This window comes from Candidatus Latescibacterota bacterium, from assembly GCA_019038625.1.
Lineage (GTDB): Bacteria > Krumholzibacteriota > Krumholzibacteriia > Krumholzibacteriales > Krumholzibacteriaceae > JAGLYV01.
In genome coordinates, this window is sequence record JAHOYU010000051.1 from 1 (window position 1) to 19,776 (window position 19,776).

The following is a 19,776-nucleotide window of genomic DNA, read 5'->3' on the forward strand; positions in this document are numbered from 1 at the left end:
GAATCAGTGGCCGAGTGTTGCCGGAATTGGTGGCCGAGTTCAGCCGGAATACCCATATCGATACCTTAACTTCGACGAAATCCTCAAGAATCGCTCACTTGTCGAACTGCTACAGGAAAACGTTGAAAGAAACATTGCGTCGAATTTTCTACCTGGGTTCCGCTTCAAGGACATCAACCGCTTCTTATGGCATCTAAAGAATGAAGAGTTTTATCGCTGGTACTTGGTTGGAGACAAAATTCCGGCCAAGAATTTCTTCAACCACTGGATTCGCCGTTTTCTTGTCCCCAGCAGAACCCACTATCTCTCCGAAGTTGCCTGTGCATTCCAATCCAGTGCGGAAGAGTCTCGGAACCTCCGGAGAAACGTGAAAATTGAAAAACCATATATGAGCTGGCAAAAAATCATGAAATCGTGGATGGAAATACTGAACTCCTATAGCGGGGTTTCTATCCCACAGCGAGACACAACGACTTGGTCCCAGAAGTATTCTGATGTTTCCGATCAAACAGTCTACCGTTGGGCCCGTGATGTAGGAAACCGTCGCAAAGAAAGACGGAAAAATGGGTCAAACAATTGCTGGTACATCAGCACTATCTTGTATCGGGGTGGTCAGTTACATAATACTGAAATGACCTATGATTCTGTGGCTCTGGTCGATACTGGCTACTTGGAAGTGTGGAAATGGGAGCCCGTATCGGGCATCAAAGCCCCAAAAAATACTTCACTCTCCTTTCCGCTCCCAATGGCGATTGATACCTGGGAATCCCCGGACCGCAAATATCGGCCAATACTGATTTGACCCCCTGACCAAATCCGTCTTATTACATCAGACCTCTTAGGTCATCTTACGCTCCCAATCAAAACACATTACGTTCGACGAAGGCTGGTGAAAGGAGCGGCAAAAACTGCACCTCATCTTCTAGCTCAGAACGAAGTGTTGGCTTTGAAAAACTGCCTGAACTGCTTTCAGGTAATTCCTTTGTACCTCTGCCCTGTGAGATCTGTCCATGCGAACCGATTCTTGGAATACAGACCTCAATTCTAAGCCTCAAACTCGTTGTCGGGCTGCGAACCCACTCATAAACCAGGTTCGCGAAGAAGCCCATCGCCTTCTCGAACTCGGATACACGCCGTTACCCGCAATCTCCAACCAAAAAAGACCAGCCATCCCCTGGAAGGGGTACCAGAGCAAGCCACTCACCCATGAAGAACTCGATCAACTCTTTGACCAGAATCCTGCTGCCACTGGCCTCGGGATCGTTACCACTGGCCTAGTCGTCATTGATATCGATGAACTGAAAGACGGATCAGCCAACCCCTTTCCCGAAGACCCGGAACATGTAATGGATCTCTCTGGTGCTCCAACCGTGGAGACCCCTGGCGGAGGATCACATTTCTACTTCCGTGCTTCTGCTGATCACTCCATAAAGAACTCAGTGGGAAAGCTGGCACCAGGTGTGGATGTAAGGGCGGACAGTGGGTTCTTGATGGTTCCGCCCACGAAACGAAAAGATGGGAGCTACGAATGGCGCGGCGGACAGCCACTCGATGTCCCGCCCAATCAATTGCCCGACGTTCCTGAATTCATTGTAGGAATGCTTGCGAACGAGAAAACAGAGTCCAACCCAGGGCCCGTCCCGCTGGAGGGTCCTATCCCCGAAGGTCAGCGCAATAATACTTTGTTCCGACTGGCAGCAAAGTGGCGAGGGTTCGGCCATAGCGTTGAAGAAATATTGGAACTGCTTCGGCACCACAACAGAACACGTTGCCAACCACACATTGAAAACCACGAGTTGGAGACAATCGCCAAGAGCGCGGGAAAATTCGAACCCAACGAACAGCAAGAGACCACGGTTGAACATCCTGACCCGGGCTCGTTACCGGACCGGCTGGTGGATATCGACGGCCTAGCTGGAGACATCGCCACCCATATCAACGCCCAATCGACAGTTCACAACCCGGAACTCGCGTTCTTGGCTGGTATCGTCGCCGTTGCTCACACAAGCGGCCGGAGAATTGTCACCGAAACTGGCCTCAACCCCGGCATTGGGATCGCTGTGCTGGCACCGTCTGCGTCTGGCAAAGAAAAACCCCAAGATGTTTTAGGCGAGATATTCTCGCGCACCGATATGGGCTCGACAATCGTTCGGAAGCTCGCCTCCGGGCAGGGCCTTGAAGACTGGCTCGACAAGGAGCCCAAAATGCTCCTGATGATCGACGAGGCCATGCACATGTTTCGTGACATGGCCGATACTCGGCAGGCTCAATTTTCCCCCGAACCAATTCTAAAGGAATTGCTCAGCGGCAAACGGTTGTACACGGGGCGTATCGTAGCCAAGCACAAAGACAAACTCCGGGACCCTGTTAACGTTTCCTGGCCCCATCTGACTCTTTACGCATCGGCTATCCCTAGCGAATTCTTCGACACGATCAATCAGCAGATGATCAGAGGTGGCTTATTCGGCCGCCTCCTGTGTCCGGTCATTTCTCCGGGTCTACTCGTGTCTCCGGCCCCGAAGTCCCGTCCTGTGCCATCAGAGATAATCGAACAAATACGGCAGTGGGAAACTTTGGACATGGCAGCAGATAATGAAGGTAGTGAGAGCAATACCCCTCGAGCTATTCCATGCAGCGACCAAGCCAGCGCGCTGTGGGAGAAGTACCGTGTCCTTTGCCACGGCAAAGCTCAGTCATCTAATGACGAACTACAGGCAACACTCTGGAATCGGGCTGCAGAGAAAGCTGCCCGGTTGGCCCTGATCCGCACCGCAAGCAGGGAAGGGGTCCATATACAATCTATAACGTCCCTGGATATCGAATGGGCCTGCGAAGTCATCGACCATTACACAGCTCAATTGATCGCCAAAGCGGGATTCTCGATTTCGACAAACGAGAACGAACGCAAGCGTAACAAATTCCTCAACACAATGCGCTCATATCTGGAGAAGCACCCGGACACCACCAGCGTTCCACATTCCTATGTCATGCGATACACGAAGCTCGACGGTCAAACCTGTCGGCAGGTCGCGTCAGATCTCGCTGAATGCGAAACGATCCAAATTCGACAAGGGGAGCCAAGTTCGAACGGGAAACGCCCCACCTTCTACGAATTCATCGGCCCAAGTTCACAAATTCACGCCCCAATCAACCAATTTACCGTGAAACAGGATTCTGCTCAAAAAGCCCAAAAGAGTCCCATGAAAGGGCCCTTATGATCTCTCTATACCCAACTTCACTAATTCACAACAAACAAAACAAACACATAGGAGGCGTCCCCGAGGATACACCCCGTGAACTTGTGAACTGTGAATTTGGATTTGAAACAAGGTCCGGCGACGACCCCGACTGGTCCCTGTGTTTCACATTTTCAATTACCAGGACCAAGGAGAAGAACCGATGAACTGCAAACACCTCGTAATCCCGATCACCGACGTAAAGGTCCGCGTTGTTGATGATGGCACCGACGGTCTTCTGGCCTGGGCGTCTTGCGTCATCTCTGGCGCAGTGAAGCTCGACAACATCGCCATCCGCCGGTCACGTGATGGTTCGTTGTTTCTAACGTACCCGGCCAAGCGGACGATCGCTGGAGACAGCCACCAGTACTTCCATCCCATCTCCGTTGAGGCTTCCCAAGCCGTTCAGGATGCCGTCCTAACTCGCCTGGCCTCACTGGCCAAGGCAGCAGCCGACGGAAGCACACAAGCGAAATGACGCGCTCTAGTGGCAGGAACGAGCAGCTTGTCGAGATCGCGGCGATCCTCGCGAATGGGTATCTCCGCGCTCACGCCGAGTCCAGACGATTTCAAAAGACTGATGGCATTGAGCCTAATCATTCTGATGATCTCAGCCTATTCGGACTGGATAGTCCGGCCCCCACGCTGCATAGGTCGGATCCTACGGTTAACAGAATCAACTCGACCGAGAGGAGTGCGACCGATGGCTGATTCGATCACTGCCCAGATTGCAGAACTGCACCGGCAGAGCGTTCCCGATCTTCGCCGCCGCATGGAGGAGCTGACGGGACGCTCATGCCGTCAATCCCACCGCAAGTTTCTGATCAAGCGACTTGCCTGGCTGATTCAAGAGCAGCACTTCGGAGGGCTGGGCGAGGGGGCCAAGGAACAGCTTGATGTTCTGCAGTCAGAGCTCAAGGGCACGTCGCCCGACACTTGGTTCAGCTCTCGTCCCACGAACGCCCAGAAGCCGTCCAGGGGGAGCAACGGGAATAGGCGCGACCCACGGCTGCCCCATCCCGGGACGGTCCTCACAAGGACCTTCAGGGGTACCGAGTATTCCGTGGAAATAATGGAGGATGGCTTCACCTTCGAAAATCGTCCCTTCAAATCTCTCTCGTCAGTGGCAAATGCCATCTGCAATTCTCAAGTCAATGGTTTCACGTTTTTCCGACTCAACCACGGGAGCAAATAATGAGCGTTCCTCAGTTTTTCGAGACCCGAGTCGGCCGTGAATTCTATCAAGTGACTGTCCCCAACATAGCAAGGGAGCTCCATCGACTGAACGACATACTCGGACTCTTGGTGGAACTGGTCGAATGCAAAAAGGAAAAGCCCAAGACGAACGGATGCTGTGGTGAGTGCCGCGAGAAGGACTAGGAATCAAACCATCAGGTGCGCTGTCTACACGCGAGTCAGTACACCCGGACAGCTCAGTGGGGCCTTCACGTCCTTGGACAGCCAAAAATCATATTGTGAATCCTATATCCTGTCTCAAGAAGGAAAAGGTTGGTGTTGTTTGTCAGAGGTGTATGCCGATCCTGGATTCTCCGGCACTACCTTGGACCGTCCTGGACTGAAGAAACTGCTTGCGGATGTGGACGCTGGACAGATCGATACGATCGTCGTTTATCGATTTGACAGGATCAGCAGAAGCACACGGGATTTCCACAACCTGATCGGTCATCTTGACCAACGGAATGTTTCCTTCGTCTCAGTTAGCGAACAGATAGACACCTCTGAGCCATCGGGGCAAGTAATGCGGTCCATAATGGCGTCGTTCGCACAATTTGAGCGGGACGTAATTTCGCTTCGAACGAAGGAGAAAATTGCTGCCTCGAAACGTGCGGGGATGTGGTGTGGCGGACTAGTTCCTCTCGGATTTCTGGTTCACCCTGACGGAGGAAAACTGGTCATTGATCCAGATACTGCCGACGTAGTGCGCTCGATATTCAAACTGTACTTGAAGCTCATGTCTCTCTCTGCTGTCGCCGAGGAACTGAACCGTAGAGGCTGGCGCACCAAGCGGCACGAAACCAAGACCGGCAAGATTTGGGGAGACAAGCGGTGGACAAAAACCACAGTTCACCACGTCCTGACCAACCCCCTTTATGTGGGAAAAATACGACACAAGAGCAAGACCTATCTCGGCCTACACGACGCGACCATCGACCAGCAGACCTGGGATGACGTCCAGGAGTTACTCAAGGAGAACTGCCGCAACAACGGAGCATCGACGCGGAACAAGCATGAATTTATTCTTCGCGGCCTCGTCTATTGCGAAGCCTGCTGTGCCGTCATGAACCCCTCGGTTACGCGCCGTGGAGATAGAGCTTACCGGTACATGACATGCGCAGCCGCCAATCGAAACGGTTGGCACACCTGCCCGCGCCCGTCGGTTTCAGCATCGAAGATCGAAGCTTTTGTCACCGAGCGAATCGCGGCAATCGGGAGCGACCCGTCCCTTCAGAAAGAGACCGTTCGCCAGGTTCACAAAGCAATCCTGGATTGCCGCCCTGAACTCACCGAAGAGAGAAAGCGTCTCCGCAGTCAACTGACGAAGGCCAACCGTGAGATAGACAATCTCGTCGCGACCCTAGGATCAGGGAAAGTGGCCGTGCCATCCATTGTAGACAGGCTCCATGCACTTGAAGGGCAAACTGAGACGCTTAATCATCGACTGGCCGAGATCGATCGCGAGTTGGGCCATGTCGACAATACAACTGTGGACGAGGACCAACTTGCCAATGCACTAACTCAGTTCTCTCCGGTCTGGGAGCATCTGTTTCCGCTCGAGAAAACACGTCTCATCCACCTGCTCATTGAGCGGATCGACTTTGACGGTGCAGCAGGCAAGATCGCAATCACCTATCGGGATACGGGAATCCTGACACTCGCGCAGGAACTCGTAGGAGAGAAGGGGGGATCAGCATGAGAGTGGAATTCAATTTTGATCCAGGTGGTGGGTCAGCTCGAGAGGAGCCATCCAGCGTTCCAGACTCCTCGGAGATGGCCCCAGCGGCCGTGGTGAGCGAGAAAGCCCGACAGCTGGCCCTCGCTTACCATATCCACTCACTGGTCGACTCAGGTGAGGTGAAGGACATCGCGTCGATAGCAGACGCCGCAGGAATCTCAAGGGCTCGGGTCTCGCAGATCCTGGACCTCACGCTGCTCGCCCCGTCCATCCAGGAGGGCATTCTCGACGGCTCGTTGTCCATGGGATCTCATGCACTTCGAGAGCTGTCAACAATTCGCTACTGGCCAGAGCAAGAGGAGTGGATTGTGAATCACCAAGGAATTCTGGCCCAACGAATGAACATTCCAAGATGTGGAGGGTAAACCTAGAACTCAACGATGCCGTGCTCGCTAGCCAATGCGATAGACATGAAGAACTGAGTTTGCTTTGGTCTCGAACTAGGAGGATTACAATGGGAGCCACTGTCAGCCGAAATGCCGCACTCGCTCGTGTCAGAAGATCACTGAACAGGGACGGCTATTATCTGAGCATACAAAGGAACGAGCGAGCGGTCATGGAGTACGGACGGTATTGGGTCATGGATTGTAGCAATGCTCTTTTTGTCGAAGGCCACAATTTCCTCGAAGACCTCGCTAAGAGCTGTGAGGTACTCAGGCCAGGCGAACGCGTCGAGGAGGACTAGAATCAGCACACTTACGTTTCGGCTGAAAGCCGTGCAACCACTCGGGAGGATGACTATGGCGCGAGATGACCGACAGGATTCCGATGTTATGAAAAACGCTCTCGCCGTTCTTGAGATGGTCGGTATTCTTCACGAGCGAGGATACGAACACCTTCGTGTTGCGCCGGGCATGTCGCCGTCTGGTATGTCGTGGCGGTGTTCTGTGACCCACCGTGGAAACATCCGGCCGGATCACGGCGCGAAAACCATTGAGTTCTACGAAGATACCGTCCACTACACTTCGGCCGCAGGGAACCGGTTCTTCGATTGGGAGGACGCTCAAGAGGACACACCAGACCGACTTGCCGATAAGTTCGAGCAGCGATTTCCAGAGATTTTGGAGAACGCAACCGGAGCTGACCCTGAATACGTCGCTTGGTACGTGACCATGCTTGAGCTGGCTCGCCAAGGCTCTCTGCCCATCGCTTACGCCGATTGGTATGATGATCCTGATCCGAGATGGCTTCCGACGACAGCGGGGTTCGAGAGCGGTCTGCCTATGCCGCCGATCTAGTTGGAGATGTCAACGTTGTCATCGTGTTGTTCGATTCTAGATTTCAGTTGAAGGAGGTTGGGCCTGATGGGAGTGCTGAGCGAATTCAAGTGCCCGAAGTGTGGCTATTCAGCTGAAGTTTGCGGAGGAGTAGGGATTGGATTCCGTGCGGTCCTGGTGACGATCTCATGCAAAGACTGCAAGAAATTGATCGACGCCCCGGCCAAGGAATCATCCAAAGAACTGAGCAAGTCAGATCCGCGAGCCGAACCTACGGGATACTGCTGCCCAAAAGACCCCAACCACCGGTTTAGGGTATGGACTCATCCTGGCCCCTGTCCCGTGTGCGGCTCGGAAATGCTCCCTGGTGAAGCGGAGACGTGCTGGGATTAGCCATTGCCGGGTGTCGAGGGCGAGGGCAGAATTGGATCTCGACTTTAGAACATCATTACGGTATCCTCTCTTGTAGTAGAATATCCAACACTTTATTAGAGGATATTTTGACGCTTTTTTCAACCTGCGACCGCCCCAGTCTGGCGCGACGAAAATGAATCGACCTAAGTCCAACCTAGGAATCTGGCAATACTTCATACTTGTCCTGAGCGTTCTCGCTCTGGCCCTTCTCACCGTTCAGACTTTCGCACACCTGAATCCGGAAACCAGCCGAATTCTTGAAATTGTTGACCTGGTTATTTGTGTCGTATTCCTCACTGACTTTTTCGTACAGCTTTTCAAATCCTCCCCCCGCAGTGCATACCTCAAGTGGGGCTGGCTCGACCTCGTGTCCAGCATCCCGATGCTCCCGATGTTCCGCATTGCAAGAGTCGTGAGGATCGCACGAATAATTCGTGTACTTCGTGGAGCTCGAGCCGGACGCCATCTGCTTGGGGTGATTGTCCTACACCGCGCAAAGAGCACGTTTGGCGCGGTCATTCTCGGGTCTTTCGTGCTCCTGCTGGTATCGGTAATCGCTATCGTGAGCGTCGAACCCGCACTCTCGCCACGAGATGCTGCGTGGTGGTGTCTGTTCACTCTTGTGACGGGTGAATATGGCGATTTCTATCCTGCATCGACTGAGGGCCGCGTAATCACTGCTTTGCTGATTACCGCCGGTGTTGCCGTATTCGGAACGTTCACAGCAAGCGTTGCTTCATTTTTTTTGGAAGAGGAACAGCATGAGGACGAAAAACGCGATACCGAAATGATGGTTGAGATTGGCCGTTTGCGACTAGAAATCCAAGACCTGAAATGTTTATTGGAAGGAGATAGAAACAATGGCTCGCATCCCCAAAAAGGTGATTGACCGGATCACGAAATCCGCACCTCGATTCCAGAAGATTCTCCAGGCTGCGAAAGACCGGGACGTGAATGAATCTGACACCGTCACGATTGTCACCGACCTACTTGCTGAGGTTTTTGGTTACGACAAGTACAGCGAGATAACAAGCGAGCTGGCTATTCGCGGAACCTTCTGTGATCTAGCTGTCAAAGTTGGCGGAGAGATCAAATTCCTCATTGAGGTAAAAGCCATTGGCCTCTCGCTGAATAGCAACCACCTACGCCAAGCCGTCGGCTACGGGGCAAGCGAGGGCATCCCTTGGATTGTCCTGACCAACGGAACCAATTGGGAGATATACAAGATCAGATTCGAACAACCGATATCGACGGAACTTGTGTGCGAATTCAATCTACTGGATCTTTCGGCGAGAAACTCCGGAGATCAAGACAAGCTGTTCCTGCTTTGTAAGGAAGGTCTTTCGAAGGATGCGATCGAGGACTATCACACGAAAGTTTCTAGTCTGAATCGATTTGTAATTGCTGCCCTGATCCAGTCCGAGCCCATCATTGGTGTCCTTCGCCGTGAGCTTAAGAAGCTTGCGCCTGGCACAAAGATCGCTGACGAAGAAATCTCCGAGATGTTTCCGGATGTTCTGAAGCGCGACGTCCTCGATGGAGAAGACGCACAACGTGCCCAGAAGCAGGTTAAGAAGGCTGCAGCAGCTCAGGCGAGGCAAAAGAAGAAATTAGCCCCTAAACCGGCTCAAGCAGAACCGACTGGTGGGTCAGCTGAAGGGCTTGACGAGTTGCCCGATCGTGAGATCACGTAGACCGGATCTCAATTCCGCTCGGTCGCCCTTAGCATTTTCGCAGTGGGCAGTGGGTAATGTAGTCGGTCTGCGCAAACAGCTTTACAGGTGAAGCCGACGTTATACATACAGAAAGGAGATGTCTCTGGGCGATATTTGTAAATCCTTCGGTCTATTTCACTGATAACTTATAAGGGGAAGTAATGAAGACGCTCGGCAATATTCTGTGGCATTTTCCGTTTCTTGGGTTTGTTCAGGCGGCTTTAACGTGGCTAATTGGGCTTGTTTTTTTGATTACGATTATCGGAGCACCCATTGCATTCGGGCTTTTTGAACACGCCAAGTTTTTAATGGCTCCGTTCTCAAAAAGCATGGTCAAGGGTGGTGAAATTGGGAAGCGCACCGGCGGCGTATGGCGAGTACTCTCAATAATTACGACGATCATATACATCCCTTTTGGTATCGTATTGGCCGTGGTGAACATCATCCAAATCGCAATTCAGTTTGTTACGATCATCAACATCCCTGTTGCGGTGGTACTCGCCAAGTCCCTAGGAACCTACTTTAACCCTGTAGGGAAGAAATGCATCTCGAAGGCAGTAAAGGACGAAATGGAGCGCAGGTCCGCAAGCGCAGAACTCGATAGATTAGAAAAAGCCGGATAGGGCGTAACGGCTTTCTGGGTTGAAGGCGGTGTATAACACTTATGAGGACTCCCCTTGTCAACCGGGGGCCAGCCGCTATTGGGGAAGTCATAATGTCTAGACATCATTTCTAAGCGGGAGAAAAGGAGAGCAAAGTGACCACTTGGCCAGAACGATTATTTGACCTGGTATTCATCTCAGACATGGACACAAAGCTAGATGAACTCGCCGATTTGGCAGAACCGGAAAGCTGGGACTATCAGAAAACGACCACAGAACATCACAAACCGATTCTGTACAATTATTTACAATACACTTTTACTCGTTTAGCTGAAGAAGATAAAATCGAACTTGCCGCAGACGGCCAATCGCTAGCATTCAATACGGGTTTGGTGACGCCAAACCAGGAGTCAATATTTGCGTTTTGTGTCACAAACCGGCACGATTCCGCACAGCAAAATTGGTTCTTTGTTGGCTGGCGTCGCAAGGGAGAGCATGAGCTAACTAGGTTCGCATCGTTGCCGGAAATGGCGGACTACTATGACAATCCAAGTTCCTTGGTTTTCGACACAAAGAAGGAACTACGAGTAAATGTTGAACATATTGTTGCGGACAACAAGGACCGGTTTCCGGAGCCTTATCGCTCTATGGACAACTACGCTCTTCAAACGTTTTTAAAGGGAGCAATCGACAACGCCTTAGAGCGCGTTAAGCGGAACTACAAAACGGCTATACCGCAATACTACAAGAGAAACGTGCAGTTATTGCTGCCTTTATGTCTAGGAAATCCGGCGACAGCCGAACTCGCGGTTGTGGCTGTCAATCACGGCGAATTTTACAGAGCATCAACCTGTCTTACATTGGACATGGCATATAGCAACGCACGGCAACTAGCTCGACCAGATCGAGATTGGCTTGTCCCATGATGTCTGAAGAGCTTGCACCAGGCCACCCCACCCCTCGCCCATGGCGTTGTCGCGCCAATTGGGGTTGCGGAGGAGAGCTAGCTTTGGAAAGAGCATAGGAAACTGAAATGGGGCCGGTAGTCCTTTTCGACAAATCGTTTCTACAATCTTTGAATATCGACGAAGCGGTCTGGTTCGATCATTTCTTCTATCCCAATATCGCCCCCGTCTTTTTTATTGAAGCCCTTGCTGATCTGGAAAAAACAGTCAAATCCGGGAGCACCCCCGAAGCAGCCGTCGGTGCACTTGCCCGCAAAACCCCTCAAGTTTCTGGGAACCCCAATGCATATCACATCCATCTCTGTGAGGGCGAACTGAACAAATCACCGGTTGAGATGAGTGGTCGAGTGATTATTCGTGGAGGAACTGCGGTTTCTTCCGGTAACCAAACCGGAGTGATTCACGAAGAGCCCCCCGAGGCAATTGCTTTCTCTCGTTGGCATCAAGGCGAATTCCTCCAAGCCGAGAGGCTCGCGGCAAAGGCCTGGCGCAAACACCTTGCGTCCATCGATCTGGTTTCGATTCAGGATGCGATCAGGACAATTGCGCCGGTTCCGGAACAGATTCGCGACCTAGAAACAGCCAAAGCAAATGCGGATGCCTTCGTCAGCGATCCCCAGCACGTTGGGGATTGTTTGACCCTAGTAAACCGATTCATCGGTGTCCCAGCCCCGGTGTGCGTTGCTGCGGGCCAACGGTGGCGACACCTCGGCCGTATTCCATTTTCGGTGACTGCACCATATACGGCTTTCGTGCTCTCTGTGCTCGTATTCTTCTACTTCTGCACCGCGGCGAGCCTCATATCTAAGGAGCGTGTATCGAACGTTGTCGATATGGCGTACCTTTTCTACCTGCCATTCGCAACAATCTTCACGTCTTCAGACAAGCTCCACCGGCGTTGCGCACCCCTCTTTTTGCGTGAGGACCAGGAGTTTCTGTGGGGCTATGACTTCAAGAAAGGTTTGGACCAGGTTGATCAATACTTTGACAAATTCCCTGATGATGTAAAAGCCAAAGGTATTTCCGCTTTCGCATCCCGCCCACCCAAGGAGAGCTCCTTTCTCATCTCGGACCTTTGGGACCGGCATTGTGGGGATTGGAGAAATACGCGGTCACCAATGGACCGGATGACTCCAGATCACGAAGCACAGATAGTGGAACAGGTAACTAGATGGAATAAAGCGCAAGTGCTCGAAGACCAGTCTTCATCGGAAGAGTATGGTACGGAAATTTTTAAGCACCGGGTTGACCGGAAACGCGGAAAATGGTGGCAGGTTCCAGCAGAAGAACTCGACTAATTGTAAACGCCGCTCCAAATCCTCGCCCCACCCCGCCCACGTTGCCCCCTGTCGGCTTGAACATGAAGGGGCAAGGCAGGAAAACCCAGGGCTGCTTTAGCTAGAATTCGGGCCTTGAAAGAAAGGATTATTGGCCGCGTCCTCTCCGGGAAAGGTTTTCCTCCAACTCAGAAAAAAAAGGCATTCGAATGTTGGACTCAGGGAAACCAACGAAATCGACTGTTGCAATATCCACCTCTACTCGTCATGCTTGAACCCCAATTACTCGACTCAAATTTCGACAAAGTCAGGATTGCCAACACCTTGCTCAAAGGGATCAGCTGGTTTCTGATTTGTATTCTATTTATTTCAATTACGTTTCAACAAAAATATTACTTTCGTTTTTACAAAAATTTCGGCAACTGTTTCCCTTGTAACGACTTACGGCACTTTTCGCTTTGGTTTTTTCCCGAATCCGCATATGATTACTGCGTGGGCGACAAGAACGTCGCTGCGAACTATGCCCGAGTTGAAGGAGATAGTCATGAACACCCAAATGCAGATCGAAGCTCTCTCTGTCATCCGCCCGTTCATCCAATCGGAGCTCGAAGACATGGGGCCGAATTGGTGGACTCAGTTCGTCTTGCCTCACCTCTCCCACCGGAACCAAGACTGTGCCTGGCGGCTAGGCCCCCGGTACATCGCCCAGATGGATCTAGCTGAGGCCCTGTGGGTGCTCAAAGGCAACTGGGGAGCAATCGCTGACCGCTACAGCTTGGAACGCCGCTACTACGGGCTACTCGCCCATCTGCGTTACGCGCGAAACGCTTACGCCCATTCTTGCGGAACCCCTAGGGAGGAGTGGGAAGTCTATGACCGAATCGCCCTAGAACTCCTTTCATCTTTGATACGGAAAATATCGAGGGATCACAGCCCAAACTGACATGGATACGGCCAGAAGCCGACCTTTGGTTATTTCGACAAATCAACCGGGTAATTTGACAGGAGGACGAGACATGAAAAAAGGAAAGCTTTGCCGCCTTGCCTGCCGCGTGAACTCCAAAAGACAAATTTGTCTCTACTACATTCACACGGCTGCCAGAGTTGAGTTTACTCCGATCCACGATCCTCACAAATGCATTGGCGCAGCCCAAGTCTCCCATGGAACACATATACCTGATCAAGGGAGCTGGATCGATTGGCCAAGGAATTGGAATGGGAACACGAGCCGGAAAACGTCAAACATCGAGTGGTTCCCCACCAAAGATGACTCGGAGTAGTCCGGAGGGATTCAACCTTTGCATCAACCCGCCCACGTTGCCCCCTGTCGGCTTGAAAGAGAAAGTCCACGGGCAGGCCCAGGTCAATTGAAGTTGGCCCCCCAAACGTGCTACAATGCTCCAATATCACTTGCCTATATCCAACCAAGGGGTCGCCATGAGATTCGTGTTCGTTTTAGCTTGCCTGTTCACTGCCACTTCCGCCCTGGCCGATGTTCTAATTGGGGAGGGGGGCCGACCCTTTGACTCCGAAGATTGGGTCCTTGCAGGGGACCTTACACTTTACCCCGACAGAATTGGGACAGGGCATGAATACACTGACGCTGGATCGTCGGGTTCGGCCACTATAGCTGTGGAAGGGATATGCGAAGGAATCGTGGCCGATATCCGTTTCTCAGTCGGCTGGAGGTCCGATCAGGAAATCAAAATCATCGACAATTATGGCCAAGTCTGTCTCTACGCCCGGATAGATACCAGCAACTATCTAGCTTATGACTTGTGGGCGATGGGCCAATACATCGGGGAAATCCCCTACGCCATTGCCAATCATATCCGGCTTACATTTTCCACCCCGCTGTCTGGTGAATACCAGTGGAAAGCCCGAATCGAAGATCTGGGGACGGGTGAATACCTCGAATACGCCGAACCTGGAACAACGCCCATGCCTTTCCTAGAACCAATTACTTTCTGGCTACATGGGGGGTACGCAACCTCAGTATATATTTTCCGTGCGAATTTTATTGGCGACAACGTTGTCTCCACCACCCCAACAAGCTGGGGAACGATTAAGTGCCTGTACCGGTAAACTACAACTGTGGCTATCGAGATGGCGGCTGTTGGACTTCCCCTGGTTTTGTAGACACCTCAGGGCCAGGTTCAGGTGATCCGTAGCCCACTCAAGATATCGCAAAGGCAGGCAAGCCCATTTCGCGAAGGAGGGGAGCTTTTCAGATGGAGAAGAAAGATTACCTCCGGCTAAGAAATCGTTATCGCCCGCCCAGAATACAGACAGTATTTATTCTTGAATCACCCCCCGCGTCCGGGAAGTATTTTTACGATCCGGACGGCTCAATTCACGAGCAACTATTTTCCGCGATGATGGACTTGCTAGATTTTGAACCCGAAACAAAACGAGATGGACTGGAGTATTTCTCCCGAACGGGGCACTTCCTAGTGGATGCTACCTATGAACCCGTCAATGAGTTGAGGGGCAAAACTCGCGAGGCTGCAATATTGAGAAATTATGATAATCTAGTGGAAGACCTCAGAGCCCTTGGTGCCTCCAATACAATTGACTTCGTTCTGATCAAGGCCAACATCTGTCAATTGCTTGGACCGAGATTAGAGGCCGATGGGTTTAATGTGCTTAATCGCGGTGTATCCATTCCTTTTCCTGGGTCTGGACAACAGGGAAATTTTCGCAAAGTGCTTCCAGAAGTGTACAAGTTCAAACCAACCGGCGCATGACAAAGCAAGCAAATTGACAATTGGCTCGTCGTGTACGCGTGTTTTGGTAGTTCTCGTTTCGCAGTAGGCTACTAAGAGAGTTGTTTCATATGAACCCGAGGTCCGACTGATGATCAAACTCACCGATTTCCTAATCGCCTGCAAGGTTCCGCTGAACCTCCTCAGTTACAAGGTCCATTTGGCTACCGGCTCGGACTGGCTACCTCTAGACGCCTTCTACGATGGCAAGTTCAAAGAGTGGCAAGAGAACCAGAACGGCAAAAACTTCAGCCGCGACATGGTCGTTGGGTTGATTCACGTGGAGGGCTCACGCGGGCTGTTCGCGGGCGTCTACCGAGTGCTTGGTTTTAACCCACAGGAGGGGAAGAGGGTACGGTATTCGACGGAATTGCTTGCCGGTCAGGATGATCTGATCGGGCGCGTAATCGTCGAGCATAAGAGGTCCGGTAGAGCCGCGTACTTGATTGGCAAGCCTGACGGCGGCCCCTTCCATGTATGCGAAATCCGTCCCCAGCCTATGACAATCCAGGATTTTCCCGGCTACCAGGAGGTTTGTGTCTCCTACGCGAAGCTCAAAATCATCATCGAACAGAATCTCGACACCTGGCGTGGGGCTCTTTCAAATATGAAAGGCGTGTACATCATCACGGATCTGAAAACCGGTCGTCTCTACGTTGGCAGCGCAACTGGTAGCGATGGCCTATGGCAGCGGTGGGGCAGCTACGTGAAGACCGGACACGGTGGGAACAAGGATCTGAAGCGGGTGCTCAAAGATAAGGGACCTCGTTACGTCGAACACTTCCAGTATTCACTGCTAGAGGTTGCGGATTCGCGGACGTCCGACGAGTACGTTCTTGAGCGCGAGTCGTTCTGGAAGGAAGTCCTCGCAAGTCGCAAATTCGGCTACAACGCGAACTAGAACGACCTCAAGGCCAGGTTCAGATAGGCGGTAGCGTACATTCGAGATGTCGGGAATAGGCGGGCAAGTCCAGTTGCCGTTATGCTACAATTTCATCGGCTAGAATAGATGGTAAGGACAACAATGCTCGGATCCGCAATCTCAAATTACAAGGACGCACATGGCTGAAAAAGAGGAATTGGAACGATGGGCGGTACTCGAATTTGCAAAGCTTTTTACAGCCAAGGCCAATCGAGGTGCTCTGCAATTTGTGGAATTGCTTAAGCCTCCAAGCCCAGATGCACTTTGCCACCTCGACAAATCAGATCTGTTTGTCGAGGTGGCCCATGTCTATGGAACTGAAACAGACGCGAAGATGGCTCTCGGACGTGAAGGCAAAAGCGCACCAGATCCAAGGGTACACAACGCCAATGCCATGATTTCTTTTGACCAACGCGTTATCGGGCCTTTAAACATATTGCTCAAGAAGAAAGCCGGAAAGACATATGACAAATCTCCAGTTTGGCTTCTGGTCCGATCCGGATTCCTGTTAATGGATTTCGATGACTTCTCTCTTTACCAAGATTCTATAGCTGTGCCCAAGAATCATCCATTTGAAGAAATCTGGCTGTTATGCGGAAAAACGTCAGATAGCGGGGCAATCCAGCTTGCCTCAAAGAATGCTGCTGAACGGCCTCACAAATGAGTCTCGTACGTCAAGGAAGGGTTCTTCCATGGATCTGGGTCATATCAGAAAAAACCGCAGGAAATATTACAAGTGCGCCACCTGCGAAAAACAGATATTTCAATTCCGCCAATGCCGGGTATGTTACTTTCGCGGCTGCCTAGAGCGTTACAAGCCTCTGGATATACTCCTAAAGGAATGTACTCAGCTTGAGCACGAACATGCGATATTTAAGAAAAAGAGAAACGAGATTTCCGACGAAGCGGAAACATTTCTTCGCAATATGCCGCTTTGGAAAAAGATATTAATAAACAAAAGTGACGGGAACGTAAAGCGGCTGTATAAAGAAAGAAGGCAAGTCAACGGCTTCTTATATCAGACCGCAGGAGACCTCATCACCGTTCAACGTGATATCAAGGCTGTGCGCGAACATGAAAGAAAGTTGCGCCAGGCACTGCGTAGCCGAGCTGAAACTGAAGATTGGGAAAGAGTGGCAAGAAAAGAATCGGATCGCTTTCGGAACGATTCATTGTCGGTAGCGGGAGAGCTAGACTACAACCGACACGAGTTCATAATAAGAAAGGTGGACTACAAACGAGGGAACAAATTAGAGAACTATGTAAGAAATGACCTGTCCTCCGATATCCTCAGAATCGCGGAGAACAAGTGCATTAACTGTGGGCTCCGCAATGATTTGACGTTTGACCACTTTGGAATTCCTAAGAATGAGGGCGGGAATTTTTTACTATTTACCAAGAACAAAGAGACTATTAAGGCCAATCTGGTCGTACTTTGCAGGAAGTGCAACTCGGCCAAGGGCGAGGATTCTCACCTCGTTTTCTTTCGGCCTGAAGTGCTTGAGAGGGCTGTCAGATTTCATGAGAAATTGGTCGAAACAGTTTTGAACAACAAAGAAGCAATGCTTGTTGTACTACAATGGTATTCATAGCCCTTTGTCTGATCTTGCCCGTGTATTTCCGACATCCGGTTCAGCCCATTCGAGATGTCGGAAAAAGGAAAGCAAGTCCAGGCTTTCAAGCTCTCGCTGCTGTTTAGGCATTTAGTGATTCGTTTTTGGAACACTGACGCCTTTTGTGGTGTACGAGGAAGGACTCTCGTGCGAAAATTAAGTCGCCTTACCTCATCTAACAAAAAGGTGGAATTCGCATGGCTGAGCCGCGTCACTTAGAGAACGCGCCCATCGTAGAGGCGATTATAGATGTTCGCGTCGCACTTCCAGACGGTTTTCCGGCTGAAGCCCTGTATAGTGCGAAAGATCTACTAGCTTCAGATTTTCCAGGCTTGCGCACCCAGTTCGAGTTCGAGAGTAAATTTCAAGTAGTTCCTAACGACATTCAAGCAGGCGAGATCAGGAACAAGGGCATTAAGGGATACATGTTCGTATCACCCGACGAAAAAGATCTCGTTCAGTTTCGGCTGAACGGATATACGCGCAATAGGCTGGCACCATACAGGAAGTGGGAAGAACTCCTTCCTAGCGCAATGGAACTTTGGACGGCGTATCACGATCTAACATCACCCGTCGAACTCAGCAGAGTTGCTACTCGATATATCAATCGGTTTAGTGTACCAGCTTTAACTACAGATTTTAGCGAGTACTTGGAGATGCCTCCGAGTATACCCGAGAATATTCCGAATGTTATTTCTGAATTCGCGTATAGGGCGGTACTTCACGATACCGATTCAGGATGCTCGGCTGTTTTTACACAGAAGATAGAGCCCGACATAAATGCAGACAGGACTGCTGTGATTGTAGACATAGATGCTTTTAAGCAATCGGACATTGAATTTGGGGACATAGAAGCCACGTTAAACGACCTGCACGAACTAAAGAACAGAATTTTCTTCAATACGCTAACTGAAAAAACCTTGGGGATGTTTGAATGAAGTCTGCACTTGTCGAACCATTCATGGGGACTTCACCGGCTACCGGTAGCAAAGCCTACAGTGAGGAATCTCAACAATCCGTTTTTCCCTCAAGGGCTTTTGGCTGTAGCGACACCAGTGCTTTGATTGGTGGATGCCTATTGTCCCAAGAAATCGTCAAAACCTACTTAGACGCTTTTACGGAAGGTTGGGATGGCTATGGTGCCGAACCTGTAACCCGCGAAACAGTTGCACATGCGATTGCGTTTGCTTCTACAATACCTAGTTCTTTCCCAATGCCTGACATTTGCGCCGACCCCGATGGAGATATTAATTTCGAATGGTACGATTCTCCCGGCCGCGTCTTTTCGATCAGTATCAACGCCGCGGGCTTGCTGAACTACGCTGGATTGTTCGGAAAGAGCTCCTCGTACGGTGTCGAAGAGTTTGCTGGCCTATTTCCTCGAGCATTTATCATTCTAATCCAAAGGCTGTATAGTAATGTGTGAGCGGATATTTGAAACGGACGCTGAGCCGGAAGAGCCGATTACCCGGTACGTACTGCATAGTGCCTGGATACGGACGAGCGACACGTCTGTAAGAAAGCAGGCATTCATGCCAAGAACAAACAAAGACAACAATCTAGACGAATTGTCGACGTATAGGACGGACGGATTTGATAAGAACAGAATCCGTGAGATCGGCGATTCCGTAGTTGCCGATACGCCCAATAATCTGTATGGACATGCAAGTACGATCGCGTCAAAATTTTTAGAAAAAAAACTACGTCTAGAAACGGACAACAAGCCTCTTCCGGGTCACACAAATGTCGTAGGATGGCCAGCAGACAAACCTTCTAAAATGGCTATTTCAGAACACTTGGCGAAGTTTGCCAAACTAACCCTGTACTAGCGTGGGGGTACAGGAAACGAACTTAAGCAATCCGCCAAGTAATGGTTCGGACAATAACCACAACAAAATCACGGTCGCATTCAAGGCACTAGCATCCATCCGAAATCTAAACGAGAGCTGGCGATACAGCTCTGAAACCCAATTTTTGGTCCACGAGCACTCACGTTTTCTACTTCGCGGCGTTGCCTGGCTGTTGAACGAAACCGCTTCGCGCTAGCTAATCCCAATCCTTCAGACTCTCCGAGGA

The 19,776-nt window shown here is 51.0% G+C and carries 23 protein-coding genes; all 23 read left to right on the forward strand.

The annotated features are described in order from the left end of the window. A partial coding sequence (locus KOO63_03560) for a hypothetical protein (GenBank protein ID MBU8920918.1) occupies positions 1-802 on the forward strand: 802 nt, incomplete at its 5' end. 208 nt (positions 803-1,010) lie between these two features. Then, on the forward strand, positions 1,011-3,218 hold the full coding sequence (locus KOO63_03565) for a bifunctional DNA primase/polymerase (GenBank protein MBU8920919.1): 2,208 nt from the start codon (positions 1,011-1,013) through the stop codon (positions 3,216-3,218). Between the two features lie 181 nt (positions 3,219-3,399). Continuing rightward, positions 3,400-3,714: a SpoVG family protein gene (locus KOO63_03570; GenBank protein ID MBU8920920.1), complete on the forward strand. Its 315-nt coding sequence runs from the start codon at positions 3,400-3,402 to the stop codon at positions 3,712-3,714. Further along, positions 3,711-3,947 (forward strand): hypothetical protein, encoded by a 237-nt coding sequence (locus KOO63_03575; GenBank protein ID MBU8920921.1) that lies wholly within the window; start codon positions 3,711-3,713, stop codon positions 3,945-3,947. The genes KOO63_03570 and KOO63_03575 overlap by 4 nt, the downstream gene beginning before the upstream one ends. After that, complete coding sequence (locus KOO63_03580; protein ID MBU8920922.1) at positions 3,940-4,431, forward strand: DUF2924 domain-containing protein; 492 nt, start codon at positions 3,940-3,942, stop codon at positions 4,429-4,431. The genes KOO63_03575 and KOO63_03580 overlap by 8 nt, the downstream gene beginning before the upstream one ends. Continuing rightward, positions 4,431-4,616 carry a hypothetical protein gene (locus KOO63_03585; protein MBU8920923.1) on the forward strand — a complete coding sequence of 62 codons (186 nt, stop codon included), beginning with the start codon at positions 4,431-4,433 and terminating at the stop codon, positions 4,614-4,616. The genes KOO63_03580 and KOO63_03585 overlap by 1 nt, the downstream gene beginning before the upstream one ends. Next, the gene (locus tag KOO63_03590; GenBank protein ID MBU8920924.1) at positions 4,594-6,171 is read left to right on the forward strand and encodes a recombinase family protein; all 1,578 of its coding nucleotides are present in this window, start codon (positions 4,594-4,596) and stop codon (positions 6,169-6,171) included. Before KOO63_03585 ends, KOO63_03590 begins: the two co-directional genes overlap by 23 nt. Beyond that, positions 6,168-6,575: a hypothetical protein gene (locus KOO63_03595; GenBank protein ID MBU8920925.1), complete on the forward strand. Its 408-nt coding sequence runs from the start codon at positions 6,168-6,170 to the stop codon at positions 6,573-6,575. The genes KOO63_03590 and KOO63_03595 overlap by 4 nt, the downstream gene beginning before the upstream one ends. 89 nt (positions 6,576-6,664) lie before the next feature. Continuing rightward, complete coding sequence (locus KOO63_03600; protein MBU8920926.1) at positions 6,665-6,895, forward strand: hypothetical protein; 231 nt, start codon at positions 6,665-6,667, stop codon at positions 6,893-6,895. Positions 6,896-6,944: 49 nt separating this feature from the next. Continuing rightward, on the forward strand, positions 6,945-7,448 hold the full coding sequence (locus KOO63_03605; GenBank protein MBU8920927.1) for a hypothetical protein: 504 nt from the start codon (positions 6,945-6,947) through the stop codon (positions 7,446-7,448). Positions 7,449-7,974: 526 nt separating this feature from the next. Continuing rightward, positions 7,975-8,730 (forward strand): ion transporter, encoded by a 756-nt coding sequence (locus KOO63_03610; protein ID MBU8920928.1) that lies wholly within the window; start codon positions 7,975-7,977, stop codon positions 8,728-8,730. After that, on the forward strand, positions 8,702-9,535 hold the full coding sequence (locus tag KOO63_03615; GenBank protein ID MBU8920929.1) for a type I restriction enzyme HsdR N-terminal domain-containing protein: 834 nt from the start codon (positions 8,702-8,704) through the stop codon (positions 9,533-9,535). The genes KOO63_03610 and KOO63_03615 overlap by 29 nt, the downstream gene beginning before the upstream one ends. A gap of 182 nt (positions 9,536-9,717) precedes the next feature. Continuing rightward, on the forward strand, positions 9,718-10,179 hold the full coding sequence (locus KOO63_03620; protein MBU8920930.1) for a hypothetical protein: 462 nt from the start codon (positions 9,718-9,720) through the stop codon (positions 10,177-10,179). Positions 10,180-10,313: 134 nt separating this feature from the next. Next, positions 10,314-11,084 (forward strand): DUF3825 domain-containing protein, encoded by a 771-nt coding sequence (locus tag KOO63_03625; GenBank protein MBU8920931.1) that lies wholly within the window; start codon positions 10,314-10,316, stop codon positions 11,082-11,084. A 107-nt stretch (positions 11,085-11,191) separates the two neighbouring features. Continuing rightward, positions 11,192-12,421: a hypothetical protein gene (locus KOO63_03630; protein MBU8920932.1), complete on the forward strand. Its 1,230-nt coding sequence runs from the start codon at positions 11,192-11,194 to the stop codon at positions 12,419-12,421. 523 nt (positions 12,422-12,944) lie between these two features. Then, positions 12,945-13,343 (forward strand): hypothetical protein, encoded by a 399-nt coding sequence (locus KOO63_03635; GenBank protein ID MBU8920933.1) that lies wholly within the window; start codon positions 12,945-12,947, stop codon positions 13,341-13,343. A 494-nt stretch (positions 13,344-13,837) separates the two neighbouring features. Beyond that, on the forward strand, positions 13,838-14,485 hold the full coding sequence (locus KOO63_03640) for a hypothetical protein (GenBank protein ID MBU8920934.1): 648 nt from the start codon (positions 13,838-13,840) through the stop codon (positions 14,483-14,485). Between the two features lie 146 nt (positions 14,486-14,631). After that, complete coding sequence (locus KOO63_03645; GenBank protein ID MBU8920935.1) at positions 14,632-15,147, forward strand: hypothetical protein; 516 nt, start codon at positions 14,632-14,634, stop codon at positions 15,145-15,147. 109 nt (positions 15,148-15,256) lie between these two features. Beyond that, the gene (locus tag KOO63_03650) at positions 15,257-16,066 is read left to right on the forward strand and encodes a GIY-YIG nuclease family protein (protein MBU8920936.1); all 810 of its coding nucleotides are present in this window, start codon (positions 15,257-15,259) and stop codon (positions 16,064-16,066) included. Between the two features lie 160 nt (positions 16,067-16,226). Then, the gene (locus KOO63_03655) at positions 16,227-16,751 is read left to right on the forward strand and encodes a hypothetical protein (GenBank protein ID MBU8920937.1); all 525 of its coding nucleotides are present in this window, start codon (positions 16,227-16,229) and stop codon (positions 16,749-16,751) included. A 28-nt stretch (positions 16,752-16,779) separates the two neighbouring features. Next, a complete protein-coding gene (locus KOO63_03660) occupies positions 16,780-17,679 on the forward strand; it encodes an HNH endonuclease (protein ID MBU8920938.1) in 900 nt (299 codons plus the stop codon). A 218-nt stretch (positions 17,680-17,897) separates the two neighbouring features. Further along, the gene (locus KOO63_03665) at positions 17,898-18,638 is read left to right on the forward strand and encodes a TIGR04255 family protein (protein ID MBU8920939.1); all 741 of its coding nucleotides are present in this window, start codon (positions 17,898-17,900) and stop codon (positions 18,636-18,638) included. Continuing rightward, complete coding sequence (locus KOO63_03670) at positions 18,635-19,126, forward strand: hypothetical protein (protein MBU8920940.1); 492 nt, start codon at positions 18,635-18,637, stop codon at positions 19,124-19,126. Before KOO63_03665 ends, KOO63_03670 begins: the two co-directional genes overlap by 4 nt. The last annotated feature ends 650 nt before the right edge of the window (positions 19,127-19,776 follow it).

Excerpts from the sequence above, each read along its gene's own strand:
- KOO63_03610 (MBU8920928.1), top strand. The coding sequence starts at position 7,975 with ATGAATCGACCTAAGTCCAACCTAGGAATCTGGCAATACTTCATACTT.
- KOO63_03620 (MBU8920930.1), top strand. The coding sequence starts at position 9,718 with ATGAAGACGCTCGGCAATATTCTGTGGCATTTTCCGTTTCTTGGGTTT.
- KOO63_03580 (MBU8920922.1), top strand. The coding sequence starts at position 3,940 with ATGGCTGATTCGATCACTGCCCAGATTGCAGAACTGCACCGGCAGAGC.
- KOO63_03600 (MBU8920926.1), top strand. The coding sequence starts at position 6,665 with ATGGGAGCCACTGTCAGCCGAAATGCCGCACTCGCTCGTGTCAGAAGA.
- KOO63_03585 (MBU8920923.1), top strand. The coding sequence starts at position 4,431 with ATGAGCGTTCCTCAGTTTTTCGAGACCCGAGTCGGCCGTGAATTCTAT.
- KOO63_03565 (MBU8920919.1), top strand. The coding sequence starts at position 1,011 with ATGCGAACCGATTCTTGGAATACAGACCTCAATTCTAAGCCTCAAACT.
- KOO63_03650 (MBU8920936.1), top strand. The coding sequence starts at position 15,257 with ATGATCAAACTCACCGATTTCCTAATCGCCTGCAAGGTTCCGCTGAAC.
- KOO63_03655 (MBU8920937.1), top strand. The coding sequence starts at position 16,227 with ATGGCTGAAAAAGAGGAATTGGAACGATGGGCGGTACTCGAATTTGCA.
- KOO63_03665 (MBU8920939.1), top strand. The coding sequence starts at position 17,898 with ATGGCTGAGCCGCGTCACTTAGAGAACGCGCCCATCGTAGAGGCGATT.
- KOO63_03660 (MBU8920938.1), top strand. The coding sequence starts at position 16,780 with ATGGATCTGGGTCATATCAGAAAAAACCGCAGGAAATATTACAAGTGC.
- KOO63_03630 (MBU8920932.1), top strand. The coding sequence starts at position 11,192 with ATGGGGCCGGTAGTCCTTTTCGACAAATCGTTTCTACAATCTTTGAAT.
- KOO63_03575 (MBU8920921.1), top strand. The coding sequence starts at position 3,711 with ATGACGCGCTCTAGTGGCAGGAACGAGCAGCTTGTCGAGATCGCGGCG.
- KOO63_03645 (MBU8920935.1), top strand. The coding sequence starts at position 14,632 with ATGGAGAAGAAAGATTACCTCCGGCTAAGAAATCGTTATCGCCCGCCC.
- KOO63_03595 (MBU8920925.1), top strand. The coding sequence starts at position 6,168 with ATGAGAGTGGAATTCAATTTTGATCCAGGTGGTGGGTCAGCTCGAGAG.
- KOO63_03605 (MBU8920927.1), top strand. The coding sequence starts at position 6,945 with ATGACTATGGCGCGAGATGACCGACAGGATTCCGATGTTATGAAAAAC.
- KOO63_03670 (MBU8920940.1), top strand. The coding sequence starts at position 18,635 with ATGAAGTCTGCACTTGTCGAACCATTCATGGGGACTTCACCGGCTACC.
- KOO63_03635 (MBU8920933.1), top strand. The coding sequence starts at position 12,945 with ATGAACACCCAAATGCAGATCGAAGCTCTCTCTGTCATCCGCCCGTTC.
- KOO63_03615 (MBU8920929.1), top strand. The coding sequence starts at position 8,702 with ATGGCTCGCATCCCCAAAAAGGTGATTGACCGGATCACGAAATCCGCA.
- KOO63_03640 (MBU8920934.1), top strand. The coding sequence starts at position 13,838 with ATGAGATTCGTGTTCGTTTTAGCTTGCCTGTTCACTGCCACTTCCGCC.
- KOO63_03570 (MBU8920920.1), top strand. The coding sequence starts at position 3,400 with ATGAACTGCAAACACCTCGTAATCCCGATCACCGACGTAAAGGTCCGC.